Genomic DNA, 12238 nt, shown 5'->3' on the forward strand with positions numbered 1-12238 from the left:
GGCCGGTCCGTGCACCCAGCGGGCCGGCCGGCACCCCGGGAGCGCCCCATGATCCGCTGCCTGCTCGTCGCCGTCGTGCTGCTGCTGGCCGGGTGCGACAGTGCCCTCACCATGCGCACCGGCGCCTCGCGATCCGCGCCGCCGCTGGACGGCTCGTTCAACGACACCGACGTGATGTTCCTGCAGATGCTCGTCCCGCACCACCGGCAGGGCGTGCGGCTGGCCGCGCTCGCCGCCGACCTGGCCACCGACCCCGAGATCCGCGACTTCGCCGCCGCGGTCGAGGCCACCCAAACCGACGAGATCGCCGACATGGAGTCCTGGCTCACCGAGTGGAACCAGCCGATCGCCGCCGATCCCGACCCGAACGCGCACCACGGCCACGGTGACGGCCTGCACTCCGCCGACCCCTCGGTGGTCACCGCGCTCGCGGAGACCCCGGCGGCCCAGTTCGACCGGGCCTTCCTCACCTCGCTCACCGGCCACCAGCACGGCGCGGTGAAGCTGGCCAGGATGGAGCTCGAGGACGGCCGGCACCCGGACGCGCTGGACCTGGCCGACCGGGTCGTGGAGTCCCGTACCGCGCAGGTCAAGCAGATGGCGACGTTCCTCGCAACACCGTGAGGCCCTGCTGACAGCCGCTCCAACCTCGGGCAGAGTGGCGTCGAGCACCTCACGGAAGGAACACCAGATGGCAGACCTGGCACAGATCGGTGTCAGCGGGCTCGCGGTCATGGGCCGCAACCTGGCCCGCAACCTCGCGCGCAACGGCTTCTCGGTCGCGCTGCACAACCGCACCTCCGCGCGCACGAAGTCGCTGGTGGCCGAGCACGGCGACGAGGGCACCTTCGTGCCGACCGAGACGCTCGAGGAGTTCGTCGCCGCCCTGGAACGGCCCCGTCGGGTCGTGATCATGGTGAAGGCGGGCGCGCCGACCGACGCCGTCATCGACGAGCTCGTCCCGCTGCTCGACGAGGGCGACATCGTGATCGACTGCGGCAACGCGCACTACGCCGACACCCGCCGCCGCGAGGCCGACCTGCGGGAACGCGGCCTGCACTTCGTCGGCGCGGGCGTGTCCGGTGGGGAGGAGGGCGCCCTGCTCGGCCCGAGCATCATGCCCGGCGGCTCGAAGGAGTCCTACGCCACGCTCGGCCCGATGTTCGAGAAGATCGCCGCGCACGTCGACGGCACCCCGTGCTGCGTGCACGTCGGCCCGGACGGCGCCGGCCACTTCGTCAAGATGGTGCACAACGGCATCGAGTACGCCGACATGCAGCTGATCGCGGAGGCCTACGACCTGCTCCGGGACGGTCTCGGCGCGTCAGCCGCCGACCTGTCGAGGATCTTCGCCGAGTGGAACACCGGCGACCTGGCGTCGTTCCTCATCGAGATCACCGCCGAGGTGCTCGGACACACCGACGCCGCCACCGGCCAGGCGTTCGTGGACGTCGTGCTGGACCAGGCCGAGCAGAAGGGCACCGGCCGCTGGACCGTGCAGACCGCGCTCGACCTGGGCGTTCCGGTCACCGGCATCGCCGAGGCCACGTTCGCCCGCGCGCTGTCCGCGCACCCCGAGCAGCGGGACGCGGCCCGCGAGGCGCTGCCCGGACCGGCACGGGGCTCGGTCCCGGTGTCCGACCGCGACGCCTTCGTGGACGACGTCCGCAAGGCCCTGTACGCGTCCAAGGTGGTGGCCTACGCGCAGGGCTACGACCAGATGGCCGCGGCGAGCGCGGAGTACGGCTGGGACATCGACCTGGGCGCGATGGCCACCATCTGGCGGGGTGGCTGCATCATCCGGGCCAGGTTCCTGGACCGGATCAAGGACGCCTACGCCGAGGAGCGCCCGGCGTCCCTGCTGGTCGCGCCGTACTTCCGGGACGCGGTCGCCGAGGGCCAGGAGGCCTGGCGCCGGATCGTCGCGCACGCGGCGAAGGCCGGCATCCCCACGCCCGGGTTCTCCTCCGCGCTCGCGTACTACGACGCCCTGCGCGCCGACCGGCTGCCCGCCGCCCTGATCCAGGGCCTGCGCGACTTCTTCGGCGCGCACACGTACAAGCGGGTCGACCGCGAGGGCACCTTCCACACCCTGTGGGGCGGCGACCGCGCCGAGGTCGAAGCCTGAGTCATCCCCGGCCGGTGCGGGCCTGGAGTTCGTCGATGAGCTCGGAGGCCCGCGCCTTGGTCAGGCCGTCGGGCACCTCGACGCCCGCTTCCTGGGCGAGGGTGTGCAGGTAGGACCCCTGAGGACCGGTCATCGGCTCGTCGCCGGTGGTCCAGTCCTCGGGGTCCTTGTCCGGCACGGGTGTCACGTCGGTCATCGTGGACTCCTTCCTCGAACGTGCGTTCGAGGTACCCGGCGCGTCGAGGACGTACACCTACGGATCTCGGACCGGTGTCAGCACGATGCGGCCACTCGTCCCACCCCCGGCCTGGCGGAGCCACGCCGCTGCCACCTCCGCCAGCGGCACCGCCTCGTACGGCACCGCCAGCCGCCCCGCCAGCGCGTGGCCGGCGACCGTGCGGATCGCCGTGGCGCGTTGCTCCGGGGTCAGCTCGTTGTTGGTGTAGCCGAGCACCCGCAGGGACCTCCCACGGATCGTCGACGAGTCGAGCGGGCTGGTCTCCGACGCCGAGCCGCCCAGGTTCACCAGCCGTCCACCCGGCCCCAGCGCCCGTGCCGCGGCCGCCGCCGGAGCGCCGAACAGCGGGTCGACCACCAGGTCCACCGACCCGTCCGCCGCCTCGGTGAAGCGGGCCGCGAGCACCGCGACATCCTCGGTGTCCAGGGCCACCACGGCGTCCGCGCCGGCGCGGAGCGCGCGTTCCTGGGCCGCCGCCGACCGGGCGGCCGCCACCACCCGCCTGGCACCGGCCGCGCGGGCCAGCTGGACGGCCGACTGGCCGACCACGCCACCCGCCCCCAGCACGATCACCTGCTCGCCGGCCTCCAGAACACCCGTCCAGGTCAGGGCCATGTGCGCGGCCACCGCCGACAGCCCGAGCGCGGCGAACGCCACCGGGTCGGTGCCCGCCGGCAGCTCCACCAGCGACGACGCCGGTACCGCGACCACGTCCGCCATGCTGCCGTCGCCCGGTGCCATGCCGGCCGACGTGGGGAACCAGACCGGGTGCCCGCCGGCCAGGCCGACGCCCTGCACACCCGGCACGTACGGGGTGCGCGGACGCCCGAAGTACGACGTGCCGCTCGCGCACAGCAGGTCCAGCGGCGTGATCGGCGCCGCCAGCACCTCGACCAGGGTCTCGTCCCGCGCCGGGGCTTGGACGGCGCGCTCGACCACGGCGGGCGGCTCGCCTGCGGTGTGGATCTCGGCCGCGCGCATCAGGTCGCGATGTCCGGGTAGGGCAGCGAGAAGTGCGCCAGGCGCCGCGCGTACTCCAGCTGGAAGCCGAGACCGTCGTGATCCCGTTCGAACATCGCGATGAACAGGGTCAGCGTCAGGAACGGGTGCGCGCCCAGCTCGAACAGCCTCGGGTAGTCGTGGGTGGCCAGGGCCTCCCGCTCGGCGTCGGCGAAGCGCAGCCAGGTCGACGACTCGCCGGTGTGGCAGTTCAGCAGCCGGTTCGCCTCCGTCGACTCCCACCACTCGACCGTCCCCTGTGGATCGTCCCGGTAGCGCTCGACGAGCGAGGGGTCGCGGTCCACGGTGAACAGGAACTTGTTCAGCAGGTATTTGCTCACGACGACTCCTCGCAGGCTCGGAGTCGCCGCTCGCGGTCGCCCTGTGTCATTGGTTCGCTCGCAAGCTCGCTCACGACGCGGCGCCCCCGTTCGGGTACCAGGTGAAGTACGCCTCCATCGTGTGGAACAGGTCGTAGGTGTCCACGTAGTCGGCCTTGCGGCCCTCGCCCGCCACGCCCATCATCAGCATGAAGTCCATGAAACCGTGGGTGGCGTTCCCCGGCAGGTGCAGGCTGTCCAGCGTCACGTCCGCGCAGCAGCCCTCGATGTCACCGGTCGAGATCCACTCCACCGCCCGGCGGTCGAACTCCGGGTCCGGGCCGTGCGGGCCGAACTGCCTTGGTCCGCCCAGCTCCAGCGACAGGTGGCCGGTGCCGATCACCGCCACCCGCTGGTCCGACGGCCAGGACTCGACCAGCTCGCGGATCGTCTGTCCCAGTTGGACGAAACGTTTCGGTCTGGGCAGCGGCGGGGCGAAGATGTTGGTGTAGATCGGCACGATCGGCAGGTCGTTCTGCGGGCGCAGGGTGATGATCGGGCAGGTGATCGAGTGGTCGATCCGCAGCTCGTTGGAGAACGCCAGGTCGAAGCCGGCGTCGATGCCCTCGCGCAGGATGTAGGACGACAGGTCCTCGCTCCCGGTCATCACCATCCGGGGCAGGCCGAACTCGCGTTCCTCGTTGTACCAGTTCGCGTCGTAGAACGGCGCCTTGCCGACCAGGAACTGCGGCATGTTGTCCAGCCACAGCTGGTGGAAGTGGTCCGAGCCGACCATGACCAGCACGTCCGGGTTCGCCCTGGTCAGGGTCTCGCGGAACGCCTCGACCTTGCGCACCCACTCGTCGGCGAACGGGGGCCGGTCCTCGCCGGTCGCGGTGCTCGCCCGGTAGTAGAAGGGGTGGTGCGTGGACGCGATCACCGCGACCAGCTCAGCCATGCGGACCTCCTTGTGCGGATGGCGGGACGGACCGGTTGTTGAGGTCGACGGACAGGAAGATGTCGTTGCCGACCGGGTGGCGCAGCTCCTCGGCGAGCTGCCCGATCAGGCCGGCGGTCCTGGCCAGCAGCGCGAACCCGCGCAGCAGTTCCAGCGGCAGCCCGAGGTCGGCGAGCGCGGCCCCGCACACCCCGGCGCCGTTGAGCGGCAGCGTCTTCCCGAGCACCCGGGGGTGCACCCGGCCGATCGCGGCGAACAGCGACAGGTGCGGGCCGACCAGCCCCTCCTCCCGCGCGATCTGGAACAGCCTCGGCGTGCGCGGGTCGCCGTCCTTGTGCACGTGGTGACCGAGGCCGGGGATGAACCGCCCGGCCGCGCGTTCGGCGGTGACGACCTCCAGCGCCAGCTCGTCCCAGCCGTCGTCGCCGGCCGGCGGCTCGCGCTCGACGAGCACCTCGTGCAGGAACCGGCCGCAGTCCTCGGTGACGCCGAGGAAGCGGGACCCGCCGCCGAGCAGCCCGGCCGCCAGCGCGCCCTGCACGGAGTCGGGCGCGGACAGGTAGGTCAGCCGGGTGACGATCGCGGTGGGGGTGAAGCCGTGGTCGGCGAGCGCGGCCAGCACCGCCTCGAACACGCGGGTCTCGCCGGGCGTCGGGCGGCGCTGGGTGGCGAGCCAGAACGCCAGCTCGCCGAAGCCGACCTCGCCCATCACGTCGGTGGCCAGGTCCTTGCCCAGCAGGGTGATCGAGTCACGGGAGGACGCGCCGAGCGCCGTCGGGTACTCAGGCATCGGGATCGGCCAGCCACTTCCGCAGTTCGGCGCCGTGCTCGTCCAGCTCAGGCGGGGGTAGCCGGTAGCTCGCCGGGGTGGCGGAGAACCGGATCGGGTGACGGGTGGTGGGCACCGCGCGGTCGCCGTCGCCTACCTCGACCACCGGCTCCAGCTCGAACCGTTCGGCCATGGCGAAGCCGCCGTCGATCGTGTTGATCGGTCCGCACGGGACGCCCGCGGCGACGAGCAGGTCGAACCACTCGTTCGCGCCCCGGGTCCGCAGCCGCTCGACCAGCAGCGGGCGCAGCTCCGCGCGGTTCTCGGTGCGGTCGGCGTTGCGGGCGAAACGGGGGTCGTCGGCCAGTTCCGGCACGCCGAGCACCTCGCACAGCTTGCGGAACTGCGGGTCGTTGGCGGCGGTGACGATCAGGTCGTTGTCGGCGGTCGGCAGCGGCTCGTACGGGAAGACGCTGGGGTGCGCGTTGCCCATCCGGTACGGCACCGTCCCACCCGCCGCGTACGCCGAGCTGTGGTTGACCAGGCCGGTCAGCGCCGAGGACAGCAGGTTGACCTCGACCAGCTGGCCCTCGCCGGTGGCGTCCCGGTGCCGCAGCGCGGCCAGGATCCCGATGACCGCGTGGTTGCCGGCCATCACGTCGAAGACCGAGATCCCGGCGCGGTAGGGCGGACCGTCCGGGTCGCCGGTGAGGCTCATCAGGCCGGAGATCGCCTGGACCATCAGGTCGTAGCCGGGCACGTGCCGGCCCGCGCCGGAGCCGAACCCGGTGATCGAGGTGTAGACCAGGCCGGGGTTGCGCTCGCGCACCGACGCGAAGTCCAGGCCGAACCGGGCCAGGCCGCCCGGCTTGAAGTTCTCGATCAGCACGTCCGCGCGGGCGGCCAGCTCGCGGGCCGCCGCCGCGTCGGCGTCCTCGCGCAGGTCGAGCGCGATCGACCGCTTGCCCCGGTTGATCCCCAGGTAGTAGGTCGACACACCGTCGCGCACCGGAGGCATCCAGGTGCGGGTGTCGTCGCCGCCCGGGCCCTCGACCTTGACCACCTCTGCGCCCAGGTCGGCGAGCAGCATGGTGGCGTACGGCCCGGCGAGGATCCGGGAGAAGTCGGCGACGAGCACGCCGTCGAGCGGTCCGATGACACACCTCCGTCCGTATGGCGGACAACCGTCCGCGACAACGCTAGGCGCGTCCCGTGAGGACCGTCAAGCGGTGCGGGTCACGTGCGGCGCGGTGGCCAGCCGGGCGAAGTCGGCGCTGATCTCCCCCGCGGTGTGCAGCAGCAGCGGCAGGTGGTGCTCGACCAGGTGCTCGAGGCTGGTCTCGGCGGCGTGGGTGTTGACGTTCAGCGCGGCGACCACCCGGCCGGTGCCGTCGCGCAGGGGAGCGGCAACCGAACGGATGCCCAGGGCCAGCTGCTCGTCGGTGAGCGCCCAGCCGCGCGCCCGGACCTCCCGCAACGCCGCCTCCCGCTCGGCCCGGTCCGGCTGCCAGCGCGGGGTGAGCCCGGACCGGGTTGGCTCGGCCAGCACCGCGTCGACCTCCTCCGGACACAGCGCCGCGAGCAGCACCTTGCCGAGCGACGTCTGCAGTGCCGGGAACCGGGTGCCGATCTGCACGGCGAGGGCCACGATCTTGGGCACCGCGACCCTGGCGACGTAGACGATGTCCGAGCCGTCGAGCTGGGCGACCGAGCACGACTCGTTCGTCCGCTCGGACAGCCGCTCCATGTGCGGGCGGGCGACGTCCCACAGGCCCTGCGACCGGACGTAGGCCACGCCGAGGTCGAGCACCCGGGGGGTGAGCGCGAACCCGCCCGCCTCCGCGCGCACGTAGCCGAGTTCCTGGAGGGTCAGCAGGATCCGCCGGGCGGTCGGCCGGGCGAGCCCGGTCGCGGACGCCACGTCGGACAGCGACATCGCCGGCCGGTTCGGGGTGAACGCCGCGATCACGTCCAGCCCCCGCGCCAGCGCCTCGATGAAATCCGGTCCGGTGCGTTCCCTCGGCATGGCGGCTCCTTGACTTCCCTCGACCCGCGGATCAGAGTAACCCCACCAGGTCGCCGCTGTACGGACATGTGTCCGATGGAGAGGGAGCGCACGATGAACGAGATCGCGGCCGGACGCCCCATCGTGTTCCGCGGTGGCACCGTGCTGCCGATGGACGACACCCGCCGGGTACTCACCGGAGCCGACGTCCTCGTCGTCGGCGACACGATCGCCGCCGTCGGTCCCGAGCTTGAGGTTCCCGACGACACCGCGGTGATCGACGCGACCGACGGCATCGTCATGCCCGGCATGATCGACACCCACCGGCACATGTGGCAGACCGCCATGCGCGGCTACGGCGCCGACTGGACGCTCACCCAGTACTTCGTCTGGTACTACCTGGAACACGGTGTCAAGTTCCGCCCCCAGGACGTGCACGCCGGCAACGTGCTCGCCGCGCTGGAGGCACTGGAGGCGGGCGTGACCACGGTCGTCGACTGGTCACACGGCCTGCGCACCGTCGACCACGCCGACGCCGCCCTCGACGCGCTGCGCTCGGTCCCCGGCCGGTACGTCCTCGCCTACGGCAACATCCAGGCCCCGCCGGCCGAGTGGACCGCCGCACCCGAGTTCCACGCCTTCGTCGACCGGCTCCCGCGCGACGACATGCTCGGCTTCCAGCTGGCCTTCGACGTCACCGGCGACCCGTCCTTCCCGGAGAAGCCGGCGTTCGAGGTGGCCCGCGAGCTCGGCGTCCCGGTCACCACGCACGCCGGCGTGTGGGGCGCGACCAGCGACGACGGCATCCGGCTGATGCACGACAACGGCTTCATGGGCCCCGAGACGATCTACGTGCACGCCGCGTCGCTGTCCGCGGACTCCTACCACCGGATCGCCGCGACCGGCGGCTCCATCTCGGTGTCCACCGAGAGCGAGCAGAGCGCGGGCCAGGGTTACCCGCCCACCTGGGCGATCCGCGCGCACGGCATCCCGGTGTCGCTGTCGATGGACACCAGCGTGTGGTGGTCGGGCGACCTGTTCTCCGCCATGCGCGCGACGCTCGGCGCCGACCGGTCACGCGACCACCTGGAGGCGCACGCCAGCGGCGAGACGGTCACCGAGTGCCGGCTGCGGGCCGACCAGGTGGTGGCCTGGGCGACCCGAGGCGGCGCGGACGCGCTCGGCCGGTCGGACATCGGCACCCTGGAAGTGGGCAGCAAGGCCGACGTGGTGCTGATCAAGAACGAGCACTCGCCGGTGTCGTTCCCGCTGCTCAACCCGTACGGGCACGTGGCGTTCCAGGCCCAGCGCGGCGACGTGCACACCGTGCTGGTCGACGGCCGCCTGGTCAAGCACGAGCACAAGCTGATCGACGTCGACCTGCGCGCCGCCCGCAGCGCGGTCGAGGAGACCGTGTCGTACCTGCGCGCCGAGCTGGGCGAGGAGGCGTGGGAGGCCGGCATGCACCCGGCGATCCCGGAGAGCAAGATCCTCGACAACCCCTACACGTACACCGACTACCAGAGCTCCGCCACGCACACTCAGCGCACGGTGTAGGGCCCCGTCGAGGTCGCGTGGTAGCCCTTGGCGCCGACCGCGCGCGCCAACGGGCTCCGGAAGTCCCGGTCGGCCGCCAGCAGGTCGAGCACGTGCCGGAAGTCGTACCGGGGCCGCCAGCCCAGGACCTCGCGGGCCCGGGTGTTGACGTACACCCGGTCGATCGCGTCGAACACCCGCCAGCCGCGCCGGGCGTACTCGGCCGGCTGGTCGGGGAACAGGCGGGCGACCACGGCCGGCGCGTTCCGGTGCAGCTCCGGCAGGTCGGTGTAGGTGAACGGGGTGGTGGCGCTGACCACGAACCGGTCGAACCCGAGCGCCGGCGCGCGCTCGGCGGCCAGCAGGTGCGCGTCCACCACGTCGGCCAGGTCGACCCGCCGGTACAGGTACTCGGTCGCCTTGACGTTGGCGTCCGCGTAGGCGGCGCGCACCTCGTCGCGGTCGTCGGCCTCCGGGAAGAACCGGGAGGTGCGCAGTACGACCACCGGTAGTCCGAGGTCGCGGTGCGCCAGCTCGCACAGGTTCTCCGCGGCCGTCTTGGTGACGCCGTAGACGTTGCGCGGCACCGGAACCACGTCCTCGGTGATCCACGCCGCCGGCTCGCCGGACCTCGGCGTGAGTGCCCGGCCGAACGTGCTCGTGGTGCTGGTGAACACGAACCGCCGCACGCCCGCCGCGGCCGACTCCTCCAGCAGGGCGAGCGTCCCGGACACGTTGGTGTCCACGAACGCCTGCCGCCCGTGCGTGCCGACGTGCGGCTTGTGCAGGGTGGCCGTGTGCAGCACGGTCGACACCCCGGCCAGGCACGCCCGCACCACGTCCCGGTCGGCCACGTCACCGACGACGGTGGTGTGCGCCGACGGCAGCACGTCCAGGCCGACGACGTCCTCGCCCCGCTCGGTCAGCACCCGGACCAGGGCCTCACCCAGGTGCCCGGAGCTGCCGGTCACCAACACTCTCCCGTTCGCCACGGCCGACACTGTACGGCTCGGGCACGCGCGGATCATGCGCTTTGTTCCCTACCTGGCCCCCGTGGGTGCGGGAAGGCTTGGCGGATGCGGCCGACCGTGCGGGGCCTGGTCTGGGACCTCGACGACACCCTGTGGCGCGGCGACACCTCGCTGCCGTCGGCCGGTGCGGTGGGCACCCTGCACGCCCTCGACCGGCGCGGCATCCTGCACGCCGCGACCGGGCGCCGCGACCACACGGTGACGTTGGCCAGGCACGGCCTGGTCGACCTGTTCAGCGTGCTCGACTTCGGCCGGGACGCCAAGTCCGGCCCGGTGCGGGTCGCAGCGTCCACACTGGACATTCCACTCGAGACGATCGCGGTGGTGTCCGGCGACCCGGTGGCCCGCGCGGAGGTGAGCGCCGCGCTGCCGGCGGTGCGCTGCTACCCGGCCGCGATGGTCGACGGCCTGCCCGAACTCGGCGAGTTCACCCCGGACGTGGTGACCACCAACAGCCGCGACCGTCGGCACATCGTGCGCGCCGAGCAACGCCGCCGGACCGCGTCGACGACCCACCCCGGCACGTCGGCGTCGTTCGTCGCCTCGCTCGGCCTCGAACTGGAGGTCCGCGCGCCCATGCCGGGGGACCTCCCGGTCGCCACCGGTTTCACCACGACGGGCCGCCGGCTCGGCCCGGCGGAGCTGACGGCACTGGTCGACGACCCGGCCCACGAGGTGCTCACGGCGACCCTGCGGGACCGGTTCGGCCCGTACGGCGTGGTCGGGTTCGCCGTGCTGGCCCCGAGAACTGCCGCGACGGCGGTGGAACTGCTGATGTGCGAGCGGGTACTGGCCCGCGGCGCGGGTGCGGCGTTCCTGGACCACATCGTGACCCGCACCCTGCTGGCGGGGCTCCCACCGGTGGCGGAGTTCGTGCCGACCCCGGCCAACCGGCAGCTGCTGGTCACGCTGCGGTTCAGCGGCTTCGAGGTCACCGCCAGCACCCGCGACCGGATGACCCTGACCCTCGACCCGCGGCGCCCACCCCCGCCCCGTCACCACCCGGTCCGCCTGGTGGACGGCTAGCCCACCGGCGGAACCCGGCCGGGCACGCGCCGGTCCGCGCCCGCGTGGGGCAGTCCCGCCTGCTCGGGCGTGACCTGCGCTCGGCGGGTCATGGCCGCAGGAGGACCTTCACGGCGCGACGCTCGTCCATCGCCCGGTAGGCGTCGGCGGCCCGGTCCAGCGGCAGGGTGAGGTCGAAGACCTTGCCCGGGTCGATCGTCCGATCCCAGATGAGCCGGATCAGCTCGGGCAGGAACCGCCGGACCGGGGCCGGTCCGCCGTGCAGGTGCACCCCGGAGAAGAACAGGTCGATGCCGGGGATCGTCACGTCGTGGTTGACGCCGACGTAGCCGACGTGCCCGCCGGGGCGGGTCGCCCGCACCGCCTGCATCGTCGACTCCTGCGTGCCGACGGCCTCGATCACCGAGTGCGCGCCGAGCCCGCCGGTGAGCTCCCTGATCCTGGCCACGCCCGCGTCACCGCGCTCCTCGACGATGTCGGTGGCGCCGTACTCGCGGGCCAGCGCCTGGCGGTCGGCGTGCCGGGACATGGCGATGATCCGCTCCGCACCCAGCTGCCGCGCCGCGAGGACCCCCATCAGGCCGACCGCGCCGTCGCCGACCACGGCGACGGTCCTGCCCGGCCCCACCTCGGCGGCGACGGCCGCGAACCAGCCGGTCCCCAGCACGTCGGACGCCGCAAGCAGCGACGGCACCAGTTCCGGGTGTGGCCGGCCGGGGGTGGCCACCAAGGTGCCGTCGGCCAGCGGGATGCGGGCCCGCTCCGCCTGCGTCCCGATCGTCTGCGCGACGAACTCCCGGCGCACGCAGTGGGACTGGTAGCCGGCCCGGCAGATCTCGCACGTGTTGTCCGAGGTGACGAACGACCCGACGACGAAGTCACCGACCTCGATGGTCCGCACGTCCGGCCCGATCTCCTCGACGACGCCGACGTACTCGTGTCCCATCGGCTGGTGGTCGGCCTGCTCCACGCCCCGGTACGGCCACAGGTCCGATCCGCACACACAGGCGGCGGTCACCCGGATCACCGCGTCCGCCGGCTCGATGATCGACGGGTCCGCCCGCTCCTCGACCCGGATGTCGCCCGGGTCGTGCAGCACCACTCCACGCATTCCACGTCCCTCCTCGTTCGTGCGTCCACCCCCGGGGAACCCCTCGGATCCTGGGAGTTCCCTGGAAATGCGGCCGCATTCGCCGAGGACACGGCGAGCGTTCCCAGGAAGCCGTGA

General features: G+C 72.7%; 13 protein-coding genes. 4 read left to right on the top strand and 9 right to left on the bottom strand.

Annotation, left to right across the window (positions count from 1 at the left end; translation table 11 throughout):
• Positions 1 to 48 precede the first annotated feature (48 nt).
• The gene (locus JT362_RS20305; RefSeq protein WP_260193005.1) at positions 49 to 624 is read left to right on the top strand and encodes a DUF305 domain-containing protein; all 576 of its coding nucleotides are present in this window, start codon (positions 49 to 51) and stop codon (positions 622 to 624) included.
• Between the two features lie 67 nt (positions 625 to 691).
• Complete coding sequence (gene gnd / locus JT362_RS20310; RefSeq protein WP_260193006.1) at positions 692 to 2128, top strand: NADP-dependent phosphogluconate dehydrogenase; 1437 nt, start codon at positions 692 to 694, stop codon at positions 2126 to 2128.
• Between the two features lies 1 nt (position 2129).
• Here gnd and JT362_RS20315 read toward each other — a convergent pair whose 3' ends face one another.
• The 7 genes from JT362_RS20315 to JT362_RS20350 form a co-directional block, all read right to left on the bottom strand.
• Entirely contained in the window at positions 2130 to 2324 is a 195-nt protein-coding gene (locus tag JT362_RS20315) for a DUF3072 domain-containing protein (protein ID WP_260193007.1), read from the bottom strand.
• Between the two features lie 57 nt (positions 2325 to 2381).
• The gene (locus JT362_RS35435; RefSeq protein WP_311202733.1) at positions 2382 to 3347 is read right to left on the bottom strand and encodes a quinone oxidoreductase family protein; all 966 of its coding nucleotides are present in this window, start codon (positions 3345 to 3347) and stop codon (positions 2382 to 2384) included.
• On the bottom strand, positions 3347 to 3706 hold the full coding sequence (locus JT362_RS20330; protein WP_260193009.1) for a hypothetical protein: 360 nt from the start codon (positions 3704 to 3706) through the stop codon (positions 3347 to 3349). Before JT362_RS20330 ends, JT362_RS35435 begins: the two co-directional genes overlap by 1 nt.
• Positions 3707 to 3776: 70 nt before the next feature.
• The gene (locus JT362_RS20335) at positions 3777 to 4643 is read right to left on the bottom strand and encodes a DODA-type extradiol aromatic ring-opening family dioxygenase (protein WP_260193010.1); all 867 of its coding nucleotides are present in this window, start codon (positions 4641 to 4643) and stop codon (positions 3777 to 3779) included.
• Positions 4636 to 5433, bottom strand: a complete 798-nt coding sequence (locus JT362_RS20340) for a citryl-CoA lyase (RefSeq protein ID WP_260193012.1) — start codon at positions 5431 to 5433, stop codon at positions 4636 to 4638. The genes JT362_RS20335 and JT362_RS20340 overlap by 8 nt, the downstream gene beginning before the upstream one ends.
• Positions 5426 to 6550, bottom strand: coding sequence for a CaiB/BaiF CoA transferase family protein (locus tag JT362_RS20345; RefSeq protein ID WP_260193014.1), 1125 nt, complete (start codon positions 6548 to 6550; stop codon positions 5426 to 5428). The genes JT362_RS20340 and JT362_RS20345 overlap by 8 nt, the downstream gene beginning before the upstream one ends.
• Before the next feature lie 84 nt (positions 6551 to 6634).
• On the bottom strand, positions 6635 to 7438 hold the full coding sequence (locus JT362_RS20350; RefSeq protein ID WP_260193015.1) for an IclR family transcriptional regulator domain-containing protein: 804 nt from the start codon (positions 7436 to 7438) through the stop codon (positions 6635 to 6637).
• A gap of 93 nt (positions 7439 to 7531) precedes the next feature.
• Here JT362_RS20350 and JT362_RS20355 point away from each other — a divergent pair, with 93 nt between their 5' ends.
• Positions 7532 to 8974 carry an amidohydrolase family protein gene (locus JT362_RS20355; protein ID WP_260193016.1) on the top strand — a complete coding sequence of 481 codons (1443 nt, stop codon included), beginning with the start codon at positions 7532 to 7534 and terminating at the stop codon, positions 8972 to 8974.
• On the opposite strand, the gene JT362_RS20360 is transcribed toward JT362_RS20355, so the two are convergent.
• Positions 8959 to 9945: an NAD-dependent epimerase/dehydratase family protein gene (locus JT362_RS20360; protein ID WP_260193018.1), complete on the bottom strand. Its 987-nt coding sequence runs from the start codon at positions 9943 to 9945 to the stop codon at positions 8959 to 8961. The genes JT362_RS20355 and JT362_RS20360 overlap by 16 nt on opposite strands.
• Before the next feature lie 84 nt (positions 9946 to 10029).
• Between JT362_RS20360 and JT362_RS20365 the strand changes: the two genes are divergently transcribed.
• The gene (locus JT362_RS20365; protein ID WP_260193019.1) at positions 10030 to 11010 is read left to right on the top strand and encodes a hypothetical protein; all 981 of its coding nucleotides are present in this window, start codon (positions 10030 to 10032) and stop codon (positions 11008 to 11010) included.
• An 88-nt stretch (positions 11011 to 11098) separates the two neighbouring features.
• Here the strand turns inward: JT362_RS20365 and JT362_RS20370 are convergent, their stop codons facing one another.
• Positions 11099 to 12121, bottom strand: a complete 1023-nt coding sequence (locus JT362_RS20370; RefSeq protein WP_260193021.1) for a zinc-dependent alcohol dehydrogenase family protein — start codon at positions 12119 to 12121, stop codon at positions 11099 to 11101.
• Positions 12122 to 12238: the final 117 nt, after the last annotated feature.

Origin of the sequence: Actinophytocola gossypii (genome assembly GCF_025165815.1) — a bacterium.
In the GTDB taxonomy this organism is placed as follows: domain Bacteria; phylum Actinomycetota; class Actinomycetes; order Mycobacteriales; family Pseudonocardiaceae; genus Actinophytocola; species Actinophytocola gossypii.

Coding starts and splice junctions, on each gene's coding strand:
- JT362_RS20340 (WP_260193012.1), bottom strand. CDS start 5,433: ATGCCTGAGTACCCGACGGCGCTCGGCGCGTCCTCCCGTGACTCGATC.
- JT362_RS20305 (WP_260193005.1), top strand. CDS start 49: ATGATCCGCTGCCTGCTCGTCGCCGTCGTGCTGCTGCTGGCCGGGTGC.
- JT362_RS20355 (WP_260193016.1), top strand. CDS start 7,532: ATGAACGAGATCGCGGCCGGACGCCCCATCGTGTTCCGCGGTGGCACC.
- JT362_RS20315 (WP_260193007.1), bottom strand. CDS start 2,324: ATGACCGACGTGACACCCGTGCCGGACAAGGACCCCGAGGACTGGACC.
- JT362_RS35435 (WP_311202733.1), bottom strand. CDS start 3,347: ATGCGCGCGGCCGAGATCCACACCGCAGGCGAGCCGCCCGCCGTGGTC.
- JT362_RS20365 (WP_260193019.1), top strand. CDS start 10,030: ATGCGGCCGACCGTGCGGGGCCTGGTCTGGGACCTCGACGACACCCTG.
- JT362_RS20335 (WP_260193010.1), bottom strand. CDS start 4,643: ATGGCTGAGCTGGTCGCGGTGATCGCGTCCACGCACCACCCCTTCTAC.
- JT362_RS20350 (WP_260193015.1), bottom strand. CDS start 7,438: ATGCCGAGGGAACGCACCGGACCGGATTTCATCGAGGCGCTGGCGCGG.
- JT362_RS20370 (WP_260193021.1), bottom strand. CDS start 12,121: ATGCGTGGAGTGGTGCTGCACGACCCGGGCGACATCCGGGTCGAGGAG.
- gnd (WP_260193006.1), top strand. CDS start 692: ATGGCAGACCTGGCACAGATCGGTGTCAGCGGGCTCGCGGTCATGGGC.